The 23,419-nt window shown below is 42.1% G+C and carries 19 protein-coding genes; 9 read left to right on the top strand and 10 right to left on the bottom strand.

Going from position 1 to position 23,419, the window contains the following annotated elements; genetic code table 11:
• Positions 1-46: 46 nt before the first annotated feature.
• Positions 47-790: a UPF0280 family protein gene (locus AAC033_RS07925; protein WP_339736819.1), complete on the bottom strand. Its 744-nt coding sequence runs from the start codon at positions 788-790 to the stop codon at positions 47-49.
• Positions 791-1,257: 467 nt separating this feature from the next.
• Here AAC033_RS07925 and AAC033_RS07920 point away from each other — a divergent pair, with 467 nt between their 5' ends.
• From AAC033_RS07920 to selD, 3 genes are read left to right on the top strand one after another with little or no spacing between them, the layout of a single operon-like run.
• Positions 1,258-2,040 carry a DUF1080 domain-containing protein gene (locus tag AAC033_RS07920; protein WP_339736817.1) on the top strand — a complete coding sequence of 261 codons (783 nt, stop codon included), beginning with the start codon at positions 1,258-1,260 and terminating at the stop codon, positions 2,038-2,040.
• A 42-nt stretch (positions 2,041-2,082) separates the two neighbouring features.
• The gene (gene mnmH, locus AAC033_RS07915) at positions 2,083-3,201 is read left to right on the top strand and encodes a tRNA 2-selenouridine(34) synthase MnmH (RefSeq protein WP_339736816.1); all 1,119 of its coding nucleotides are present in this window, start codon (positions 2,083-2,085) and stop codon (positions 3,199-3,201) included.
• Positions 3,140-4,204, top strand: coding sequence for a selenide, water dikinase SelD (selD, locus tag AAC033_RS07910; protein ID WP_339736815.1), 1,065 nt, complete (start codon positions 3,140-3,142; stop codon positions 4,202-4,204). The genes mnmH and selD overlap by 62 nt, the downstream gene beginning before the upstream one ends.
• A gap of 41 nt (positions 4,205-4,245) precedes the next feature.
• Here the strand turns inward: selD and AAC033_RS07905 are convergent, their stop codons facing one another.
• On the bottom strand, positions 4,246-5,652 hold the full coding sequence (locus AAC033_RS07905; RefSeq protein ID WP_339736814.1) for a radical SAM protein: 1,407 nt from the start codon (positions 5,650-5,652) through the stop codon (positions 4,246-4,248).
• Positions 5,653-5,785: 133 nt separating this feature from the next.
• On the opposite strand from AAC033_RS07905, the gene fumC reads away from it, so the two are divergent.
• The 3 genes from fumC (at position 5,786) to tdh (ending at position 9,920) form a co-directional block, all read left to right on the top strand.
• On the top strand, positions 5,786-7,186 hold the full coding sequence (gene fumC / locus AAC033_RS07900) for a class II fumarate hydratase (protein WP_339736813.1): 1,401 nt from the start codon (positions 5,786-5,788) through the stop codon (positions 7,184-7,186).
• Between the two features lie 164 nt (positions 7,187-7,350).
• Positions 7,351-8,823, top strand: coding sequence for a cysteine--tRNA ligase (cysS, locus tag AAC033_RS07895; RefSeq protein ID WP_339736812.1), 1,473 nt, complete (start codon positions 7,351-7,353; stop codon positions 8,821-8,823).
• A 68-nt stretch (positions 8,824-8,891) separates the two neighbouring features.
• A complete protein-coding gene (gene tdh, locus AAC033_RS07890) occupies positions 8,892-9,920 on the top strand; it encodes an L-threonine 3-dehydrogenase (RefSeq protein WP_339736811.1) in 1,029 nt (342 codons plus the stop codon).
• Between the two features lie 91 nt (positions 9,921-10,011).
• On the opposite strand, the gene AAC033_RS07885 is transcribed toward tdh, so the two are convergent.
• Complete coding sequence (locus AAC033_RS07885) at positions 10,012-10,779, bottom strand: exodeoxyribonuclease III (protein WP_339736810.1); 768 nt, start codon at positions 10,777-10,779, stop codon at positions 10,012-10,014.
• A gap of 70 nt (positions 10,780-10,849) precedes the next feature.
• Here AAC033_RS07885 and rsgA point away from each other — a divergent pair, with 70 nt between their 5' ends.
• Positions 10,850-11,797, top strand: a complete 948-nt coding sequence (rsgA, locus tag AAC033_RS07880; RefSeq protein WP_339736809.1) for a ribosome small subunit-dependent GTPase A — start codon at positions 10,850-10,852, stop codon at positions 11,795-11,797.
• A gap of 64 nt (positions 11,798-11,861) precedes the next feature.
• Here the strand turns inward: rsgA and uvrC are convergent, their stop codons facing one another.
• The 6 genes from uvrC to AAC033_RS07850 all read right to left on the bottom strand — a co-directional run bounded on the left by uvrC (position 11,862) and on the right by AAC033_RS07850 (position 20,354).
• Complete coding sequence (gene uvrC / locus AAC033_RS07875; RefSeq protein WP_339736808.1) at positions 11,862-13,682, bottom strand: excinuclease ABC subunit UvrC; 1,821 nt, start codon at positions 13,680-13,682, stop codon at positions 11,862-11,864.
• A gap of 14 nt (positions 13,683-13,696) precedes the next feature.
• On the bottom strand, positions 13,697-14,215 hold the full coding sequence (locus tag AAC033_RS07870) for an adenine phosphoribosyltransferase (protein ID WP_339736807.1): 519 nt from the start codon (positions 14,213-14,215) through the stop codon (positions 13,697-13,699).
• Positions 14,216-14,248: 33 nt separating this feature from the next.
• Entirely contained in the window at positions 14,249-16,132 is a 1,884-nt protein-coding gene (gene mnmG / locus AAC033_RS07865; protein ID WP_339736806.1) for a tRNA uridine-5-carboxymethylaminomethyl(34) synthesis enzyme MnmG, read from the bottom strand.
• 139 nt (positions 16,133-16,271) lie between these two features.
• Positions 16,272-16,685: an rRNA maturation RNase YbeY gene (ybeY, locus tag AAC033_RS07860; protein ID WP_339736805.1), complete on the bottom strand. Its 414-nt coding sequence runs from the start codon at positions 16,683-16,685 to the stop codon at positions 16,272-16,274.
• Positions 16,663-17,082 carry an ATP-binding protein gene (locus tag AAC033_RS07855; RefSeq protein ID WP_339736804.1) on the bottom strand — a complete coding sequence of 140 codons (420 nt, stop codon included), beginning with the start codon at positions 17,080-17,082 and terminating at the stop codon, positions 16,663-16,665. Before AAC033_RS07855 ends, ybeY begins: the two co-directional genes overlap by 23 nt.
• The gene (locus AAC033_RS07850; protein ID WP_339736803.1) at positions 17,079-20,354 is read right to left on the bottom strand and encodes a hypothetical protein; all 3,276 of its coding nucleotides are present in this window, start codon (positions 20,352-20,354) and stop codon (positions 17,079-17,081) included. Before AAC033_RS07850 ends, AAC033_RS07855 begins: the two co-directional genes overlap by 4 nt.
• A 522-nt stretch (positions 20,355-20,876) precedes the next feature.
• Between AAC033_RS07850 and AAC033_RS07845 the strand changes: the two genes are divergently transcribed.
• Positions 20,877-21,266 (top strand): response regulator, encoded by a 390-nt coding sequence (locus AAC033_RS07845; protein WP_339736802.1) that lies wholly within the window; start codon positions 20,877-20,879, stop codon positions 21,264-21,266.
• Positions 21,267-21,326: 60 nt separating this feature from the next.
• Entirely contained in the window at positions 21,327-22,355 is a 1,029-nt protein-coding gene (gene ruvB / locus AAC033_RS07840) for a Holliday junction branch migration DNA helicase RuvB (protein ID WP_339736801.1), read from the top strand.
• Here the strand turns inward: ruvB and AAC033_RS07835 are convergent.
• Positions 22,342-23,415 carry a glutaminyl-peptide cyclotransferase gene (locus tag AAC033_RS07835; RefSeq protein ID WP_339736800.1) on the bottom strand — a complete coding sequence of 358 codons (1,074 nt, stop codon included), beginning with the start codon at positions 23,413-23,415 and terminating at the stop codon, positions 22,342-22,344. The genes ruvB and AAC033_RS07835 overlap by 14 nt on opposite strands.
• Positions 23,416-23,419: the final 4 nt, after the last annotated feature.

Here is a 23,419-nt window from a genome sequence, read left to right as displayed (position 1 = left end):
ATTTTATAGTGATCGGATGACTACGATCCATCTGATCACTTCTATTTCAGCCTAATATCTTCAATTCAAACTCGCCGCGAACCCCAATCTGGTCACCACAAACCAAAACGGCAGCCAGTATCTCCGGAACAATCTCCGTTCGATTTAACACGTTTTCCACATCAGCGGGCTTTTTAATCCGGTTGGCAAAGCCCGTGGTTAATGCATCGGAAAGCGCTGCTTCCTTGCAAGCGATCATTACCGCATCGGCTTTCCCATACTCCATTGGCGAGCGGTCAGCCTGTGTGAACGTACCAATGCCAAGAGGTGTTTGTTCAGGCAGAATTTCCATCCCGCCCATACCCGACAAGGGCGATTCGCCGGCAAAAATACTCAGGACCAAAGGATTTTGAAGCTTCACAAACAATTTTCCGCCGTTCTCAACAACCAACTCCCCAAGGGAAAAGTTTTCTAAAAGTTCGCGCCCAACAGTTTCGCTCAGCAAACCACCAACGGCAGCCATTGGCCCAACGCCCGCCTTTTCGCCTGCAGCAGCCAGTTGCCGGATCGTTACAGGCGCGTCTTCCTCCACCGAACAAGGTTTCAGGCTTTTTTTGAAGATGGGATTTGCGGTTCCATAAGCTTCCAGTTCGTCCAAAATCGACTTCAGGATAGCTAAAGCCACGTCAGCCATTTCGTTCTGAAAAGCAGCCGGGTCAACACCAATCCATAAATCAGCTGTTTGATGCCGAATGACAAACGAATGAAAACGTTCGTTGGAAAAACTGTTACGGTATGTTCTGGGTTCCAATAGCATGCTGATTTCTACGATTATTTGAATACTGTTGTTTGTATTTCAGAAGTTTAAATCCTGAATACAGGATTCTTTCAATGATTAAAAAAAGGGGGGTTGGAGGGAAAGTTTTTTGCGCTTATCAGCGCATGCAGCTATTCGAAAAATATCGACAGCTTACCAGAAAAAGGGTACTGCTTTGTATGTTCACTCGTTCCATTTTTGTCAGTTATACCGGTGACTGAGCTTCCGGATTCATTTTAATCATCGCAAAAAAACAGGATTCATGGATGATTTGCTGCAAATGTAGTGTCAAAACTGATAAATATCAAGAATCTGGGCACTTTGAGTTAAAATCAGTTGAAATAACAAATCATTTCAACCAAATCATTTCAAAAAGCAAGCAATGAATTTTACATTTAGTGGTAAATTGGTACGACAAAAGATTCAACAATTAAGAACGAATAGCCAAAAAGAATATCGCTATGAACGTCCAAAAGCAAATACTAGTCAAGCTTTCTCTGCTGATTTTAATCAGTGCTACCACCTTCTCATGCGACAATCAAACGAAAAAGGAGGAATCGGACGATGAAGGTTTTGTTCCTGTTTTTGATGGCAAAACCCTTGATGGATGGCAAGGAGACTCCACCTATTGGCGAGTTGAAGATGGCAGTTTGGTCGGCGAAATTACACCATCAACAATTTTGAAGCGCAATACATTTGTCATATGGCAGGAAGGGTCGCCCGAGAATTTTGAGTTAAAACTGGAATACCGAATCAGCGAACGGGGAAACAGTGGCATAAACTACCGAAGCGAAGAAGTCGAAGGAGTTCCTTTTGCCTTGCGAGGTTACCAATTTGATCTGGATGGCACGAACCGCTACACAGGCCAAAACTACGAAGAACGTGGTAGAACAACCTTGGCATATCGTGGACAGATTGTCGTTTTAAACGAGTTGGAAGATTCTCTTTTGAACCAACCTTTAAGCGCCTTCATTGAAAACAATGTCTGGACAAAGTCGGAAGTAACCGGCTCACTCGGAAGTACGGATGAATTAAATGTCAACATTAAAAGTGGTGACTGGAATATGTGCCACCTGGTTGTGAACGGTAACCGCATGAAACATTACGTGAACGGGGTTCTGATGAGCGATGTCACCGATCATGACTCAAAAAACCGAAAGTTAAATGGGTTGATTGGCGTTCAGGTGCATGTTGGGCCACCCATGAAAGTCGAGTTCCGCAACATCCGGCTAAAAATCCTCTAAAATCGCGCTGCAAAACTTCCATCAAGATAAAATCACGCATGAATGGCTTTCCTGTGGATTTCATCATACAATTTCTTTCCTCATCGAAAATCTGCTACTTTTGCAGCCATGATTACCGAAATCAGTATCGATAGCTTTTATACCCAGCATCATCGACTTCCAATGATTGACGTGCGTTCGCCCGGTGAGTTTGAGAAAGGCCATATCACCGGAGCTACGAATATTCCTTTATTTTCGAATGAGGAGCGGGCCCATGTGGGGACGGTTTACGTGCAGCAGTCCAAAGAAAAAGCTGTTGAACTGGGTTACCGGTATGTCAATCCCAAGCTGGATCGGTTTATTGCTGAAAGTCGGAAAGTAGCGCCAAAATCAGCTGTTGCAGTCCATTGCTGGCGCGGAGGAATGCGAAGTCACGCCTTTGCGGAGCACCTTCACCAAAACGGTTTTCAGGAAGTGTATGTGATCACCGGGGGCTACAAGGCTTTTCGGAATCATGTACTTAGCTTCTTCGAACAGCCTTTCCGGTTAAGAATTTTGGGCGGCTACACCGGAAGCGGAAAGACCTTTGTTCTGAAACAACTGAAGAAACTGGGACAGCAGGTGATTGATCTGGAAGGAATTGCCCATCACAAAGGCTCGGCTTTTGGCTCCATTGGCGAAATGGAACAGCCTACAGTAGAGCAATTCGAGAACAGCCTATTTGAACAGTTTCGCCAGCTAAATCTACAGAACCCCATCTGGCTGGAGGATGAGAGCCACAACATTGGCCATGTAAAAATTCCGATGCCTCTCTTCCGGCAAATACGCCAGCAAGTCGTTTATTTCATTCAAATTCCAAAAGAACAGCGGGCACGACACCTGGTTAACGAATATGCTCCGTTTGGAAACGACCGACTGGCATGGGCCATTAACGGCATTGCCAAGCGCCTTGGTGGCCAAAATGTACAGCGGGCACACGAACTTTTAAGAGAAAACAATTTTTATGAAGTGGCTTTACTGGCCCTGCAATATTACGATAAAGCCTACACGCGTGGCGTGGAAGACCGCAATCCGGAGCTGGTCTTCAGAATTCCGCTGGCTGACATGAATCATCTAAAGAATGCCCAATCAATCATCAAATTTGTTGAAAAACATGAACAACATCAAACTCACACAATATAGTCACGGTGCGGGCTGTGGTTGCAAAATATCGCCCAAAGTACTCAGTTCCATTCTTCAAACCAACTTAGCTCCTTTTGAAAGCCGCAATTTACTGGTTGGCAACGACAGTCGCGATGATGCTGCGGTGTACGACATGCAGGACGGGACAGCCATCATTAGCACCACCGACTTTTTTATGCCCATTGTGGATGATCCTTTCACCTTTGGAAAGATTGCCGCAGCCAACGCCATCAGCGATGTGTATGCCATGGGTGGAAAACCGCTGCTGGCCATTGCTATTCTGGGATGGCCGATCAATAAACTGGCACCTGAGATTGCTCAACGAGTACTTGAAGGCGGGCGTGAAACCTGTATGGAAGCTGGTATTCCGCTGGCGGGAGGCCACAGCATCGACAGCCCCGAGCCCATTTTCGGACTTGCAGTCACCGGCCAGGTATCCATCAGTCAGTTAAAGCGAAACGACACCGCCACGGAAGGATGTGTTTTGTTGCTGACCAAGCCGCTGGGGGTGGGAATCCTTTCAACCGCTCAAAAAAATGGCAAACTTAAGGCTGAACACAACCACATTGCGCCCGAATCGATGATGAAACTAAATCAAGTTGGATTAGATCTGGCACCCATTTCGGGCGTAAAAGCCATGACCGATGTGACCGGATTTGGACTTTTGGGACATTTAACCGAGTTGTGCGAAGGCAGCAGACTTTCCGCTGAAATTGAACTGGAAAAGGTACCCCGCTTTGCCGAAGTACAGGAATACATTGACTTGGGTTGTATTCCTGGCGGAACGCACCGCAACTGGGACAGCTACGGAACAAAAATCAAGCTAAAAAACGATAGCGACAAATTACTTCTGTGCGACGCGCAAACCAGTGGCGGATTGCTTTTGGCTGTTGAAGTTGACGCATTGGCTCAAGTGACCGCAATTTTAGCAAAAAACAAGCTCAACACAACGGTTTTTGGGCGTTTAACTGTGCCAAAAGAGGAATTAATAAGGGTGGTTTGATTTGATCGATCAAGCGGTTGAAACCGCCAGATCGATAGCCACTAATAATACTCAGCCAAGCCTTCCGGAATCAATTCATAGGTCATCATCTGCTGAATGGCGTCGTCATAGGATTCCTCAAAGGCGACATCATTTTCGATGAACTGTTCAAGCAGGTCCAGTTTTTTTGCATCCAGTTCGATCGGCAAAGCCGCCGGACGACGTTCTACCACCACTTCCTTTTCATCGTTGAGCTGAATGGTTTGAAACACATTTAAACCGGTTTCCTGCGGAAAAATATGACTGACATGATATTCCAGCAGAATCGGTAAATCCAGTTCTTTCACTTCATCCAAAATGTAATGATGAAAACTCAGCTCCTGCCGCTGCTCGTCAAAAAAGGCGAGCTGTTGTTCAACCAACGACTCCATTTCGGATCGGATGGCTGTTTTTCTTTCAGAAGGAATTTTAACAAACAGCCTTCGGATGAAGCCATTATCCGTAATTCTCTCCCAGGGTTTTACCACGATTGGCGCGTGTTTCTTACGATTGGCCGATTTCTGGTGTCGGTTTTTATAAACAAACGAGCAATAGTTAACCGGCAGTTTCAGGCCTTCATCCAAGGCAAACTGAATCAAACGCAGAGCCGTTAGTTCCGAATCCAAAACCGTTACTTTTTCACCATGTGCATACGTGTAGTCGAATTCTACCAACTGGTTGAAATTGTATGGGGTAAGCCGCATTTGATGAAAATTGACATGGTCGACGCCCAGCTCATCCAGCTCGCGGAGTTTTCCTTTCAGAAGTTCTTCCTCATGCGGAACCGCTGGAATTTCAACTGTTACGACAGGAATTTGTCCAATGGCCAATCTGATTTTGCCGGTTTTATATTCAGTGGCACCAATATCAAACCGCATTTCATCCAATCCGGCCAGTTTGAAGGCTTCAACCTTTTCAGGAGTCAGCAAAATGCCATTGGTGTAGAGCCAAACATACACTTCATCTCCAAAAGCTGCTTTCACCGCCTGCACGAAAGCGAGGCTTTTTTCAAACGAAATGAGCGGTTCTCCACCTGATATGCTCACTCCTTTAAAGCCAAACTTACGAATGTAATCCACGTACGTTTTCGGCTCATCAAAAACGAGCGTATTGGTTTCGGGTTGGGCCAAATCAGTCTGCTGCGTGGGACAATAAAAGCACTTCCCGTTGCACAGGTTGTTGATAAAAAGACAAGACCACTGCCCTGCTCCACAAAGTTGACAACCCTTTGAAAGTTTTGTCACATCTACTTTAGTGTCATGAAATCCCCACTTGACCCTGCTTTCAATGGCCGACAAAATTGTCTGTCGTTCCTGCATAGCAGTCGCTGCTTCTTCCGGTGAAGGAAATTTCAAATAGTTGTATTTCACCTGGTACTCCTCCTGATTCCTCAGCAGGTGCCGCTCTTTTAAAGGCGTTAACCTATTCATTCAAAACATCAAATAACTGGCGGCAAATATAGTCTCAAAATGCATTGAAAAAACAAGCGATCGTGTTTTTATCTTCCCCTTATCAATCAAACAAATACCGCTTAAAATTGTCTGAGTAATAAAGCCTTTTAGGATGAATAGCATGCGTTTCAGAATTGAAAAAGACACCTTGGGTGAGATTCGTGTTCCTACAGATCGGTACTGGGGAGCCCAAACCCAACGGTCCATCATGAATTTCCCGATTGGTCCGGCAGCCAGTATGCCTATCGAAATCATTCACGCTTTCGGCTACCTGAAAAAAGCAGCGGCGATAACAAACCATCAGCTGGGTGTTCTTTCCGAAGAAAAGAAAAAACAAATTGTAGCGGTTTGCGACGAGATTATTACCGGCGAGCTAGATGATCAGTTTCCACTGGTGGTTTGGCAAACCGGATCTGGAACGCAGTCTAACATGAATGTCAATGAAGTGATTTCGAACCGGGCGCACGTTTTGGCCGGGAATCGGTTGGGCGAAGGAAAACCACACATTCATCCCAACGACGATGTCAACAAATCGCAATCATCAAACGACACCTTTCCTACCGCCATGCACATTGCAACATACAAAAACCTGGTGGAACACAGCATTCCGTCAATTGAACGACTTCGGGATACTTTGGAGGAAAAATCCACAGAAATGATGGAGGTGGTAAAAATTGGCCGGACCCACTGGATGGATGCGACACCGCTAACTTTGGGTCAGGAGTTTTCGGGCTATGTTTCGCAACTGAATCATGGGCTGAAGGCGCTAAAAAATACACTTCCGCATCTTTCGGAGTTGGCTTTGGGAGGTACCGCAGTTGGCACCGGATTAAACACCCCGGAAGGTTACGCAGAAAAAGTGGCCTCCACCATCGCCGAATTGACCGGATTGCCTTTTGTAACTGCGGAAAACAAATTTGAATCGCTTGCTGCACATGATGCCTTGGTTGAATCGCACGGCGCTTTAAAACAACTGGCTGTCAGCTTAATGAAAATTGCGAACGACATCCGATTGCTGGCGTCGGGGCCACGAAGCGGCATTGGAGAAATCACCATTCCTGCCAACGAGCCCGGCTCGTCCATCATGCCCGGAAAGGTGAACCCCACACAGGTGGAAGCACTGACGATGGTTTGCACGCAGGTGATGGGCAATGATACAACGATTTCGATAGCGGGCTCCAACGGGCACTTTGAGCTGAACGTTTTTAAGCCAGTCATGGTGAACGCATTTTTACAATCTGCCAACTTGTTGGGTGATGCCTGCAAATCTTTCCATGACAATTGTGTCATTGGAATCGAACCAAATTCGGCACGAATCGAAGACCATCTGAATAATTCGCTTATGCTCGTTACAGCACTGAATCCGCTACTGGGTTACGAAAACGCAGCGAAGATCGCCAAAAAGGCACATGCCGAAAATACAAGCTTAAAAACCGCTGCAATCAGTCTTGGCCTGTTGACTGAACAGCAGTTTGACGAGTGGGTGAACCCGAAAAAGATGGTGGGAAAGTAAGAATATTGAAAACCATAATGCTTGCGCGTAAGCAGGATATCCCGTATCAATCACTGATTAAAATGTTTTTGAAAGACCGCCTAAACGAAGAGCTGCGACACTCAAGATAAGACTTTCAGTTGTTGCAAAGAAATTTTCTACCTTTGCAAAAATTTCCCGAATCAATGGAAAATCAGCTACAGATCTACAATACATTAAGTCGCAAAAAAGAAGTTTTTAAACCGCTTCACCCGGGCAAGGTTGGCTTGTATGTTTGCGGCCCAACAGTTTATGGCAAAGCTCACCTTGGCCATGCCCGTCCTGCAGTGACTTATGACCTGCTGTTTCGCTATCTGAAACACATTGGTTACAAAGTTCGCTACGTGCGCAACATAACCGATGTGGGGCACCTGGCCAACGATTCGGATGAAGGCGAAGATAAAATTGCTAAAAGAGCCCGTTTGGAGGAACTGGAGCCGATGGAAATTGTTCAGATTTACACCAACGATTACCATAAAAACATGCAACAGCTCAATGTGCTTCCGCCCAGCATTGAGCCCCGCGCGACCGGACACATCATTGAACAGATTGAAACTGTTGAAAAAATTCTGGCTGCAGGCTACGCCTACGAAAGTAATGGTTCCGTTTATTTTGATGTGGAAAAATATGCCAAAGATTACCCGTATGGCGAACTCTCGGGGCGAAAAATTGACGATTTGCAAGCCAATACCCGCCAACTGGATGGGCAAGATGAAAAGCGTTCGTCGCTCGATTTTGCAATCTGGAAGAAAGCCGCACCAGAACACATCATGCGCTGGCCATCCAAATGGAGCGATGGTTTTCCGGGCTGGCACGTGGAATGTACTGCCATGAGCTGCAAGTACTTGGGCGAAACCTTTGACATTCACGGTGGTGGAATGGACCTGACTTTCCCGCATCACGAAGCAGAAATTGCCCAGGCTAAAGCGGCCCACGGGCACGATGCTGTGCGCTACTGGATGCACAACAACATGATTACCCTGAATGGCCAAAAGATGGGTAAGTCGCTTGGAAATGCCATTTCGCTCGATGATTTTTTCACCGGAAATCATCCCTTGCTCGAAAAAGCTTACCAGCCGATGACCATCCGGTTTTTTATGCTGATGGCCCATTACCGAAGTACGCTCGACTTTTCAAATGAAGCATTGCAAGCTGCTGAAAAAGGTATGGAACGCCTCTTGACTGCCATTAACACTTTGGAAAAACTGGAAACAAAGGATACATCATCAGTCGACATCAACGAACTGAAAACCAAGTGTTATCAGGCTATGGATGATGACTTGAACAGCCCCATTGCCATTGCCCACCTTTTTGACGGTGTGAGAATGATCAATTCCATTGCCGATGGAAAAGCCACCATCTCGAGTAAGGATTTGGAACAACTTAAAAATTTGTATTCCACTTTTCTGTTCGATTTATTTGGCCTTCATAAACACGATGAGCAATCGAATACGAATACTGAACCTTATAGGCATGCCATCGATTTATTGCTTCAACTGCGTCTGGAAGCCAAGTCCAATAAGGACTGGGCTACCGCGGATAAAATCCGTGACGAACTGGCTAAACTTGGATTTGTGGTGAAAGATACCAAAGATGGCTTTAGCTGGGAATTGAAATAAACATGATAATCATTCTTTCTTTTCGAATGAAATAGCTCTAAATTGCTTCTTCCAATTCAAAACAAATTATGAAGGCAATTGTAAAAAGCAAACCCGAACGTGGCCTTTGGATGGAGGAAGTTCCGATACCAAAAGTTGGTCACAACGATGTCTTAATTAAGATAAAAAAAGCCGCAGTTTGTGGTACCGATTTACACATTTACAAATGGGACGAATGGGCCCGTAACACCATCAAAACACCCGTAATTATTGGGCATGAATACATGGGCGAAGTGGTCGAAACCGGAATGGAAGTGGACCGGGTTCATGTGGGCGAACGGGTGACGGTTGAAGGTCATATTTCCTGCGGATTTTGCCGCAACTGCCGACGGGGCCGCCAACACATTTGCGATCACACGATAGGTATTGGAGTTCAGCGCGATGGCGGCTTCGCAGAATATATTGTGGTGCCGGCTAAAAACGTGCTGAAAGTTGACGCCCAAATTCCGGATGAGCTCATGGCCATTATGGATCCGCTAGGCAACGCCACGCACACAGCCCTCTCCTTTCCGCTTTTGGGCGAAGATGTGTTAATCACCGGCATTGGCGGCCCAATTGGAGCCATGGCCACCGCCGTTTGCAAATTTGCCGGAGCCCGCAACGTGGTGGGAACCGATTTAAGTCCCTTCCGTCGTGATTTGGCGCGCAAAATGGGAGCCACCAAGGTCATCGATCCCACCGAAGAAAGCGTCCGTGAAGCCATGGGCAGCCTCGGGATGGTTGCCGGATTTGATATTGGGCTGGAATGTAGCGGGTCGCCAATCGCCTTTAATGATATGGTTGAAAACATGTACAACGGCGGCAAAATTTCATTGCTTGGACTTCTTCCCAAAAACACACAAATCAATTGGAGTAAATTGATTTTCAAAGGGCTTACACTAAAAGGAATTTATGGCCGTGAAATGTACGAAACCTGGTATCATATGGAAATGATGCTCACTTCCGGCCTGAATATCATGCCTGTAATTACCCATCGTATGAAAGCCGAAAATTTTCAGGAAGCCTTCGACATTATGGAAGAAGGAAACTGCGGGAAGATTATTTTGGATTGGGAATAAAATTTGCTTGTCACCATTAAAAAGAGGATCGAATTTCAATTGAAATCCGATCCTCTTTTTTTCAGTAATTATTCCACGTGGAACGTTTCGCTCACACATCCAGTTCAACCCATACCGGACAATGATCTGAATGAACCACATCAGACAAAATGCCCGCGGCTACAACCTTTGATTTCAAAGGTTCGTTCAACATGTGATAATCAATTCGCCAGCCCTTATTCCTGGCACGCGATCCGGCGCGGTAGCTCCACCACGAATAATGATGCGGATCAGCAACAACTTCGCGAAAGCTGTCGCAATAACCATCGTCCACAAACTGCTGAAACCACTCCCGTTCTTCGGGCAGAAAGCCGGAGGTATTTTGCTGCTTTTCCGGGTTATGAATATCAATCCACAAACGACAAATGTTGTAATCGCCTGAAATAACCAAACTGGGCCGCTCTCTGCGTAGGTCGTTCAGATAAGCGTGAAAATCGGACAGAAAATCCATTTTAAACGCCTGTCTGGGCCCTCCGGTAGTTCCTGAGGGAAAATACACGCTGATAACGCTTAAATCCGCAAAATCAGCTCTTATCACCCTTCCTTCTGTATCATACTTGGTGTTACCCATGCCGTAGATTACCTGATCCGGCTTCTCCTTACTAAGAATAGCCACTCCACTATAGCCTCTTTTGATAGCCGAATGAGCATAAATCTGGTAGCCCATCGCTTGAAAAGCCTCCTCGCTCATCTGTCCAGGCTGTGCCTTGGTTTCCTGCAAGCACACAACATCTGGATTTTCCAATGATAACCAGTCAAGAAAGCCTTTACTTAAAGCGGCACGAATGCCATTAACATTATAACTTAAAATACGTTTCACTATTTTTTTCTTACTTTTGAATTAGAATACAGATCGAAAGATAAACATTCTTCACTCAAAAATTTAAGATTTGAACAAAGGAATCGTCATAAAATCTACCGGGAGCTGGTACTCGGTGAAGTCTGAAAACGGCGACATTGTGGCATGCACAATCAAAGGTAATTTTCGTTTAAAGGGCATAAAAAGTACCAATCCGATTGCCGTTGGCGATCATGTTGAATTTAGATTGGCTGAAAAGGAATCAGAAGACAACACAAATATTATCAATGGCCTGATAACTAACATTATAGAAAGAAAGAACTATATTATTCGGAAATCTCCAAACTTGTCTAAACAGTCGCACATTATTGCTTCAAATATTGATGAATCGTTTTTAGTGGTCACCATAAACTATCCCATTACCACCGCCACCTTCATCGATCGCTTTTTAGTGTCGGCTGAAGCATACCGCATTCCTTGCTCCTTAATTTTCAACAAAATCGATCGATACAATCACGAACAGACCAGACAAATGGATGCGATGATTGAATTGTATGAAAAGATTGGTTACCGTTGTCTGAAAACTTCAACCAAAAAAAATATTGGCATCAATACACTTAAAAGCTGGATGAAAAATAAAACCAATGTTTTTGCGGGTCACTCCGGTGTAGGAAAATCGACTTTGATTAATACAATTGAACCAGGACTAAATTTGAAAACGAAGGAGATCTCGGATTATCATCAAACCGGAAAACACACGACAACCTTTTCTGAAATGTTTGAACTGAGTTTCGGCGGTTACATTATTGACACACCCGGGATCAAAGGTTTTGGTGTTTTGGAGATGGAGAAAGAAGAGATTTCACATTATTTTCCTGAAATGTTCAAGCTTCTCGAAAAATGCCAGTACTACAATTGTACCCATACCCATGAACCAGGTTGTGAGGTGAAAAAATATGTCAATGAAGGAGAAATTGCCGACAGCCGTTATTTTTCGTACCTCGGCCTACTAAACACCGATGACAAGTATCGAAATTGAGCTAGATTGAATTGAACTTTGATGTCCCAAATTTCGCAAAATATCTTCCTCAAAAATCTGTTTTTCAGTGCTTTAATTTATAAAAATCGAATATTTTAACCGCCTTAGAATCGCCTATTTCGTTAGCCACCGTCTGGTAGGCTTGATTTTTTAAATTCTCAACGCTCTTAAATCGCTTCAGAAGCGTTTGAATGGTCTTCTCTCCTATTCCCGGAATTTCTTCCAACTCCGACTTGATAAAATTCTTCGATCGCAGCTGGCGGTGAAAAGTGATTCCAAATCTGTGCGCTTCGTCACGCGCAAACTGAATTACTTTTAGACTCTCCGAAGTTTTGTCGAGGTAAAGCGGCACCGAATCGCCTGGAAAAAATATTTCCTCGAGTTTTTTCGCAATTCCAATAATAGCGATTTTTCCACGGAGACTCAATTTTTCCAGCGCACTCAAAGCCATTCCTAATTGTCCTTTTCCCCCATCAATAATAATTAATTGCGGCAAGCTTTTGTCTTCTTCCAACAAACGTTTGTATCGGCGGTAAACAATTTCTTCCATGGAAGCGAAATCGTTGGGTCCTTCAACCGTTTTTACATGATAATGGCGATATTCCTTTTTTGCAGGCTTTCCATTTTTAAAAACTACACAAGCTGCAACAGGATTTGAGCCCTGCAGATTAGAGTTGTCAAAACATTCGATTTGAACCGGTAATTCCTTCAACTGAAGATCTCTCTTTAAAGTTTCCAAGATCCGCTTGGTGTTGTCTTTTGGCTTGGCTAAAATATGTTGCTTTTCTTTTTCAAGCCTAAAATATTTCGCATTCCGTAACGACAAGTCCAACAGTTTTTTCTTGTCTCCCCGCTCGGGCACTTTGAACTTCACATGTTCCAGTTCAAATTCGGGTTGAAAAGGAACCAGTAGTTCACGCGCGTTTGAGAAAATCTTTTGACGAATATCAACAATCGCGTATTGCAGCAATTCCTCTTTTGACTCATCCAAAGCTTTTCTGATTTCAGTAGTGTACGTTTGCACAATCGCCCCATTAATTACTTTCAGGTAATTGACAAAAGCCGCTTTCTCAACCATATCAATCGAAAACACATCCACATCGGTTATTGTCGAGCTCACAACAGTGGATCGGTTTTGAAATTTTTCGAGAATTTGCAGTTTTTCTTTTACCGAATTGGCATCTTCGAACTTAAATTTTTCGGCATATTGTTGCATCAAATCGCGCAAATATTTAATGACAATCGCGATATTTCCCTTCAAAATATCGCGTATTTCGAAAATGTATTCGTTATAATCCTCTTCCGTTTGGTTCCCCTCGCAAGGCCCCAGACAATTCCCGATGTGATATTCGAGACAGACTTTTGTCTTGCCAGCTTCAACATTCTCTTTTGAGAGATTGTATTTACACGTTCTGAGTTTATACAGTTTGCGAAACAAATCCAATAAAGTGCGCACGGTGACAACCGAAGTGTAAGGACCGAAATACTGCGACCCGTCTCGGATGACATTCCGGGTTAAAAAAACACGAGGAAAACGCTCATTTTTGATGACAATCCAAGGGTAAGTTTTATCGTCTTTTAATCGAATATTATACCTGGGTTGATACTTTTTAATCAGATTATTCTCCAACAAAAGTGCATCCTGCTCCGTCTCAACCACCAGGTGCTTGATGTCCGCAATGGATCGGACGAGCAAGGCAGTTTTTCGATTTTCATGGTTTTTTGAAAAATAGGAAGCAACCCTCTTCTTGAGATTTTTAGCTTTGCCAACGTAAATAATTTTACCCGCCTCATCAAAATACTGGTAAATTCCCGGCTTGCCTGGCAGGACTGAAACCTGCTTTTTTAATGCCTCGATATTCCTATTTACTGCTGAATATTTCAATTGAAAAAGCCAAGTTAATATTCAACCAAGGTGTGGGTTTCGTAGTTTGAAAGCAGTTCTTTCTTCCCGTTTTCGATGAATTTGAGGTCACAGATAAATGAGAAATAGACTTTCTTGACATTCATTTTTTCAACCAAATTAAGAGCCGCCAAAGCAGTTCCTCCAGTAGCTAAAAGATCATCATGAATCAATACCACATCATCTTCAGTCAAGGCGTCTTTATGTATCTCAATCGTATCTGATCCGTACTCCAGCTCATACGATTCGGCCACGGTTTCGGCAGGCAATTTTCCTTTTTTCCGAATGGGAACGAAGCCAGCATTCAATAAATATGCAGCAGCTCCACCCACAATAAATCCGCGCGATTCAAGGGAAACAATTTTTGTAATTCCCTTATTTTTGAAGTTTTCATGGACCTGATTTACCACTTCATTGAATGCACCAGGATCTTTCAGCAGAGTTGTAATATCTTTAAAACTAACTCCCTTTACCGGATAGTCCGGTACTTCTCTAATGATTTCTCTTAAATTCATAGTTGATTTTAATTTGTTGTTCCACGTGGAACATTAACGACCCAGCATCACCAAAAGCACATTAATATCCGACGGATTCACCCCGGAAATCCGACTCGCCTGCCCGATTGTCTTTGGTTTAATCTTAGTCAATTTCTGCCTCGCCTCCGTAGAAATCGTGTGTATCTTTTCGTAGTCAAACTTATCTTCGATGTTAATATCTTCGAGTCTCTTAAACTTATCGGCCATCAACTTTTCACGTTCAATATATCCAGAATATTTAATCAGAATTTCCGCCGATTCAATAATCTCTTCGTACCGATCTGCTGGTATTCTTTCAAGCATTTTCCTAAACGGCGTTACCGGCTCAATCACATCAAATATCGAAATTTGAGGCCGGGCAATAACATCTTTCAACTTCAACCCTTGCTTCAGCGGCGTTGTATTTTTCGAAACAAGCAATTCATTAATGTACTCTGGTTTGATCGAAAAATTTGAAACAAACTCTATAATATCATCGCGCAACTTGACCTTTTCTTCAAGCAATGACATCCGCTTTTGTGACGCCAATCCCAACTCAAATCCTCGTGGCGTTAACCTGGCATCAGCATCGTCCTGTCGCAACAAAATACGGTACTCAGCCCGCGAAGTGAACATCCTATAAGGCTCATCGACGCCTTTAGTGACCAAATCATCAATCAAAACTCCAATATAAGCCTCATCCCTGCCCAATACAAATTCAAGCCCGTCATGGGCCTTTAAATGCGCATTAATACCAGCTATTATTCCTTGCGCCGCCGCTTCTTCATACCCAGTCGTTCCGTTAATCTGTCCTCCGAAATAGAGATTTTTAATAAACTTGGTTTCCAGGGTATGAAACAGTTGTGTTGGATCGAAATAATCGTATTCGATCGCATAGCCCGGTCGATAGATTTTCGCATTCTCCAATCCTGAAATCAGCCGCAAAGCTTCGTACTGAACCTGCCACGGCAAAGAGGAAGAAAAACCGTTCAAATAATATTCATGAGTGGTTTCACCTTCCGGCTCCAGAAAAAGCTGGTGCTGCTGTTTCTCCGCAAATGTAATCAGTTTTGACTCTATACTTGGGCAATATCGCGGTCCCGTACTTTGAATCGTTCCATCATACATGGGAGATTCATCAAACCCTTGTTCCAAAACCTCGTGAACTTCCGGAGAAGTGTGCGTAATCCAGCAGCTGCGTTGCCTAAGTTCAGACTTCACATCTGGCAAATAGGAAAACTTATAGTGCCCCTCATCCCCTTTTTGCTCGATCAACTTTGAAAAATCGATTGACCTCCCATCTATACGGACCGGGGTACCAGTTTTCAGCCGCCCGGTTTTAAAGCCAGCAGCAGCTAACTGATCGCTGATGAAATAAGAAGCTGACTCCCCTATTCGACCGCCCTCCATTTTTGATTGCCCAATGTGCATCAAACCATTCAGAAAGGTACCATTTGTCAAAATCACGGTTTTAGATTGAAACTCCACACCAATCTTCGTCTTCACGCCCTTGACAACGCCATTTTCAATGATCAAATGAATGACTGCATCCTGCCAGAGATCCAAATTATCGGTATTCTCCAAAATTGTCCGCCAGTATTCTGAAAACCGAAAGCGATCATTTTGTACGCGCGGACTCCACATCGCTGGTCCTTTTGAGCGGTTCAACATTCGAAATTGAATGCCGGAACGATCAGCCACAATTCCGGTATGACCGCCTAGCGCATCAATCTCGCGCACAATTTGTCCTTTAGCAATCCCACCAATAGCAGGGTTGCAGGACATCTGTGCGTACTTGCCCATATCCATGGTTATTAATAAGGTTTTCGATCCCAATTTGGCAGCCGCCGTCGCAGCTTCGCAACCGGCATGACCTCCTCCCACAACAATTACATCATAAAACGGTAATATCATCATCAAAAAAATTAGAGGGCAAAATTAATAGAAAAGCTTAAAACAGAAAAACTTAAGGTCACCCAAACAAAAACCTTTTTCTCCGAACCTAATGACGGCGCGATATAACTCCGGAACACAAAATGCCCCGCCATATCTTCGTTCAATAATCAAGCAGATACGTGTCTTCTTTCGTAGTCATCAGCTCTTTTTCCTCAGGCTCCTTATCCTTATAGCCCAACAAATGTAAAACACCGTGAATAACAATTCTGTTTAGCTCGTTTAAAAAACTCACTCCAAAAGTAGCAGCGTTCTCCCTCACCCGATCAACACTAATAAAAATATCCCCAGATATCAGATCGCCTTCCACGTAATCAAAGGTGATGATATCCGTGTAATAATCATGATCTAAATATTGCCTATTAATTTCCAGCAGATAGTCATCACTGCAAAAAATAAACGTAATATCGCCGGGTTGACTCCCTTCTTTTGAAATTGTATTTTTAATCCATTTTTTGGATTTTGGTAGGTCCAGTTGAAATTCTTCAATTTCCTCAAAGTAAAAGTTGATGCTCACGACTCAGTTTAAATTTGATTTTTACCAACGATCCATTATTCACAAACTCAACATCATCTGCCAAATTCCTAATAATGAATATTCCCCTTCCTCTTTCATTTTTTATGTTACCTGCTTCAGTCGGGTCTGGTATCTCATGCACATCAAAACCAACGCCTTCATCTTCGATTTCAATACAAATGCTATTTCTATCATACTCCACCCTAATTTCCACCAATTTGTTAATATCATGCCCATTTCCATGTGAAATCGCATTATTAGTTGACTCACAAACACTTAAAATAACAGCTCCAAATACCGTTTCAGGAAGCCCTGCGTCGGCCAAAAATGAATGCATGAACCGCTCAACATCATACAAGTAGGTTAGATGAGATGGTATAGTGAGTCTTCTTTTCAATTTTCCTTTCTTAAATTATTGATATAATCGCGATACTTCCGATCGTAAAAAATTCTAAGTTGGTAATTATTTCTTTCAATAACATCCATGAATTCTTTTTCTTGCTGTTTATACTCAAAAAACTCAATTGGGTTACTGTAAAAAGTCTCATCAACCGTCCTCGACTCCCGTTCATCTTCCACATCTCGCTCCATCTCAGCCATCTCCGCCTGAAGTAATTTGTTGAGTATTAAATTATGCCGACTAATCATCGCACTTGTGATTTCCTTATTGGCCAAATCCACGTTATTTTGCTCAAGCAATTGATTAATTTGTTTCAATTGCTCTTTGGCCGAGCTCCCCACACCAGAATTCATCATCAACTCCCTAACCATTTGTTGCATCATCTCCTGCTGTGCCAAGGTTTTGCCAATCTGTTCACTCATCCGCCCGGATTCTCCATTCTTCATTTGCTCGATCATCTGCTGCAACTGTTCTTTCAAATTTTTTTGAGCATCTTTAAGCATATTTAAACTACTTCCTTCACCCGGTTTATCGCATTGTTGATCGCCGGGCATTGAACTAGCCATTTGCTTCTGCAGGTTCTCCAACGCTTCGTTTAAAAACAAAGCCATATTATTTGCCGCAGTCATTGCCATTTGCTGATGACTTACCGCAGTGCCAAATCTACTTTCCACGAGTTCACTTAAAGCCCGGTCCATCGAAAAATCGAGCTTTTCCAATTCCTTTATAACCACGTTTCCAATCTCCGGCGTCCGTTTAGCTACCGCGTACAAAGAATCCTTAACAACACCACTTTGCTTTATGAGCCGATCTTGATCTACACGAACCCTTGACAATCGCGGGTCACTTTCACTGATGCCACGAATTTCATCATGCAGCATTTCCTGCCTTAACGACAAGTAAACCAGGTTATCCAAAATCTGTTGCAAATCGCGGATGTTTTCCATGCTCTGCCTCTGCTGATTCATGGCTAACATTTGGTTTAAACCAAAGGACGCGTTCTCCAAACTTTTCGCGTTATGATCTATTTGTTCTACCGATCTATTTTTTCGCCGATCATTAAGCAACTCCTCAATCTCTTCATAATTCGAATCAATCTCTTCAAACTCATCGCCCATAGGATGCAAATTCATCGGCTTATCAAGCGACTCATTCAATTGCAAAGCGTCTCTCAAATCATCGCTGATCAACTTAAAATCTCCCCTATTCTCACGCTCCTTTTCCCTTGTCTCTTCAAATATTCGACTCTCATCGAGTTGACGCGCGTTCAATTCCTCCTTTTCCGCCAAATTAGCTAATCCATCGATCACATTCTCAATCTCTTGCTCTACTTTCATTCGTTTCAACATCTGAAGGTTCCGCTCCAACTGATTAGACAAATCATCCATCGACATATCTGAACGCTGAGACAATTCGTCAAATTTTGATTGATCAAACTCCTCAGCCAGATCATTAAATTCCTCGAAAAGCTTTTTCAATTCGTCATCAAAAACGTCTTGCAACAGACCTTCAATCTGCTTTTGTTTCTCAATCAATTCCGCCTTTTCTTCAGAAAAGGAATTTTTAAAACTATTCATATCAGCATTTTTCTGCTGAACCTTTTTTAGAATCTCTTCCAAACGATTCTTCTTATTTACAATCTCAGAAACCAATTGCTGCTTTTCCCAGCTCGAAGAGTTCTCACTTAAACTCCTAAACTTTAAATCTTCAATGCCCTTTTGAATTTCATTGGTTAACTCCATGCTTTCAACCATCAAATTTTCCAACGACCTAAAATTTTTATCGTCCAACTCCTCCAATTCCTCTCTCGAAGGAAACTTAAAATGGAACGTCTCAGAAACGGCTTCTTTATAATGATGAAAATAATCGTTGTCGCTAACTGAAAAATAATAATCTACCTGATCAGCAACACCCGCCAAGTCCTTAAAGTCATAGGTAAAATAAAAGTCTTGCTGATGTAAATTGTTCACCACGGGCAGTTCTATCAAACTATCGTTTTGATTGATAACCAAGTGATAAGCCAACTTATGAAAACCATAATCATCAGCAATGCTTCCTTTAAAGAAAAACCGGGTAAATTCAGCTGAATCACGTAACTGAACCACCTTAATTTCAGGGTACAAATCGGGAATGATCTCAATTGAAAAACTCAACAAATCCTCGTAATTAAAATGATCATTCTTTATTGATATTGAATAACTTAAATTAGTCTTAGCTACCGCATTAACCTGAAATTCATCCCCATCTTCGTCAACTTTAACTGGTTTTCCATCCACCCTAAAAATAAGCGAATCCGTATCAATCGCATGAAATACCCAGTTGATTTGAGAACCAAACGGAACCTCCAAATCACCTAACATACGTTCTTTTCTGGTATCGAATCCCGTATAGGAGGGAGGAACAATCGTCACGGTGTAATCCAAAATCACCGGGGCCGCTAAAACCTCCACCAAATAACGCTCTGATTGATAGTCTAAGTCAGTAAAATAAACCGAAAATCCGCTATTAATATGCTCAAATTCATATGAATATAAGTTTTCCTGCTTATTCATCAAATAATTGGAGCCACCTATATTTACATAGAGTACATCCGGAATCTGCCTACCTTGACACTTTACTGACAAGGTTAGCCGATCTCCCCTTTTTACCAGCAAACTGTCGTTTACAAGGACAAAACTAAATGGCGCCGGTTTTACAAATGTTTGTTCAAACGCCAGCAAGCGTTTCGATGCCTCAGTAAAAACACCAGGCACCACCATGGAAAGAATCACACCAAACGCGCCAAGTGCAAATAAAAGAGAAACACTCTTTTTTAATTTTCTGAACGATACAGCCTTTGAAAAATCAAACAGCTTAATTTGATCAATTTTTTGATCGATACTCGCCCAAACCAAAGACTGATCCGTTTCCTTTTCAAGTTTCGCCAGCTCTATAATATTAAGCAAGCGGTCTTCAATTCCAGTAAAGCGTGCCGAAATTATTTCAGCAGCTCTCTCATAATTCATCGTTTTCAACAAGCCAAGCAACCGAAATAATGGGATAATAAAATAAACAACACCGATAATCGCAAAAAGAAAAATAGTAAAATAAAACAAAACACTACGAACCGCAGAAGACATGTAGCTGAAATACTCAATCAATGAAATCAGAATAATATAACTGATTACCAGTACAATAAAAAGCATAAGACCTTTAATCATCTGATAAAAGTTGTACTTTCTGATGTAAGAATTGAGCTTATCAACAAGATGTTTATAGCTTTTCGTCATAGTTTTTAAATCACTCCCTGTGAAGAATTTAAGAAATCGCTCATTTGTTAATTACTTTTCCTTTGCTGTTGATTGATAACAAATAAAAACCCAAAATTATATTTTATAATTCGGAATCTAATTTCGAATACCTTTTTTTAATGAAAATATCAAGGATTCTTTTTTAAAAGTCATACGCAACAAATCAACAATGAAACAGGTAAATTCATCAAATAAATTTTAAAAATGAACCGCTATCAACAATTGTTGATTAAACTTAGATCGATTTGATTTACAGCATGAAAATATGTGCACAACTCGTGAATAAATCTCCAACAACAATATTCTTTTAAAGAATGCAACAAATTAGCCCAAAAATTATACATCCAATCAACAGGCTATTATAATATTCATCTTTAAATTTCATTAAAACAATAAATAATAAATAGGTGTTAGACATGTTCAATTAAAAATTATTCGAATAATAGGGTTTCCTTTTGTCTTTTTTAAGGATTAACTTTACAAAGCTTAATGTATTCGTGGATGGAGGAGAAACTTTCAATATTGCTCGTAGAAGATAATGTGCTGAATCAGAGGATAGTAACATTTAGCTTAAAGAAGTACAATCACAATGTTACCATTGCCAACAACGGATTGGAGGCTTTGGACAGGTTTAGAGAAAGCCAGTTTGATGTCATTTTGATGGATTTAATGATGCCTGAAATGGATGGACTGGAGGCAACTGTGAAAATAAGGGAGCTGGAAACACAGAACAACTTAAATACCCGAACGCCTATCATCGCTCTTACCGCAAACACAATGGATAATGACCGTGACAAATGCATTTCTTATGGAATGGATGAATTTATGGCTAAGCCTTTCGATATCGAAAAGCTAAAGCAGATTTTCCAGGATCTGGAGATTGTAAAATAGCAGGCAGCCAACTCTTCATGAAATAAAGCTATATTTGTTCGCTAAGAAAAGTACAGTTTTATGTCTGACCCAATAGATCTTCACGACGATTCATTTTCTGCGAAAGATGTGGATTTCGATAAACAGTTGCGGCCACTGACCTTTGATGATTTTAAAGGTCAAAAGCAGATTATCGAAAACCTCAAGGTCTTTGTTCAAGCTGCAAATATGCGCGGCGAAGCCTTAGATCATGTTTTGCTGCATGGTCCGCCCGGATTGGGAAAAACCACCCTATCAAACATTATTGCCAATGAATTGGGTGTGAATTTGAAACTGACATCCGGTCCGGTATTGGATAAACCAGGCGATTTGGCCGGCTTGCTGACTAATCTCGAGATAAGTGATGTGCTATTTATAGACGAGATTCACCGTTTGAGCCCCATAGTCGAAGAATATTTGTATTCGGCTATGGAGGACTATAAAATCGATATTTTAATTGATAAAGGTCCCAGTGCACGCTCAATTCAATTGGAGCTAAATCCTTTTACATTGATAGGAGCAACTACAAGGTCAGGATTACTAACCAGTCCGCTTCGGGCACGCTTCGGAATCAATGCCCATTTTGAATATTATGATTTGAATATTTTAACTGGTATAGTGAAGCGATCGGCTAAAATATTAAATGTGGAAATTAAAGATCAGGCGGCCGTTGAAATTGCGTCGAGAAGCCGTGGTACACCCCGTATTGTGAATGCTCTACTTCGTCGGGTACGCGATTTCGCCCAGGTGAAAGGAAATGGAAAAATTGATTTGGAAATTACGCGTTATTCGCTTGAAGCCTTGAATATTGATCAGCACGGTTTGGATGAAATGGATAACAAGATATTAACCACAATCATCGATAAATTTAACGGTGGACCAGTTGGTATCTCTACCATTTCAACAGCAGTGGGTGAAGATTCGGGGACTATCGAAGAAGTGTACGAACCTTTTCTGATAAAGGAAGGTTTTATCAAACGCACGCCTCGAGGACGCGAAGTTACCGAGCGCGCATACAAACACTTGGGGAAGATAAACTACGGAGGCGGACAAGCCCCTACTCTTTTTTAATCAGTTTTACTTCGTATAAATGAGGCCAAAGTTTTCCTGTAATGTACATTTTTCCATTGTCAGGATGAATGGCAATTCCATTTAGTACGTCAATTGGTTTATCGGGGTTGTAAAGCACGGAAAGCAGTCCGTCGAAGTTTATTTTAGCCAATACTTTTCCGGTGTTGGGATCAATTTTTACTGCGTTATTGGTCGTCCAGATGTTGGCGTAAAGTTCACCGTGGTAAAATTCAAGTTCATTCAAAAATTTCACCGGCCCTTTTTCATCGTACACTTGAATTTTCTTTTCGACCTGATAGTTTTCCGGGTCAATAAAATGTAAGAATTCTGAACCGTCGGTTTTGATTAAATGTGTTCCATCATGTGCCAATCCCCAACCTTCAGGCGTGTCAAAAGTGAATGAATCAATTCGTGCAAAGGTGTTTAAATCGTACACAAAACCTTTCTGCGCTTTATAGGTCAATTGGTAAATTTTATCGTTGAAAATGGTAATTCCTTCACCAAAATACTGGTCTTCCATTTTAAAGGATTTCAAAATATTTCCGGATTTCAAATCAAACTGGTAAATACCTGATTTGCCTTTTTCTCCGGTGCTTTCGTAAAAATTATTATTATGAATTTCAAGTCCTTGTGTGAAATGTTCGACACTATGAGGATAGGTGTTCACCACTTCGTAGCCATAATATTCGGGCCTGACATCGGAAACTACTTCGTACGACTGAAAGGTAACACCCTCTACCCCATCTGTTTTGGTTGCCAACACTTTAATACTGTGTTTTCCTAAAGCATTCAAATTTGCAATTGAATATTTGAATTCCAAATTGTTGCTGCTTGAAACCAATTCGTTGTTAATGTAAAGTTTTGAGTCTTTCAGTTCGCCATCTTTATTTTTAACAGCAATTGAAATGGTAATTGAATCACCAAATTCATACTTGTTTTTTTTTGGGTGAATCGTAATTTTAGCAACGGGCTTTCGAGACCTTTGCGACTTATTTGAGCATGAAATAAAACCAACGAAAAACGATGCTACCAGTAATAAAAGGAATATTTTAAACTTCATTTTT

Origin of the sequence: uncultured Sunxiuqinia sp., from assembly GCF_963974515.1 — a bacterium.
Classification (GTDB): domain Bacteria; phylum Bacteroidota; class Bacteroidia; order Bacteroidales; family Prolixibacteraceae; genus Sunxiuqinia.
This window is presented reverse-complemented; position numbering and strand designations above follow the sequence as displayed.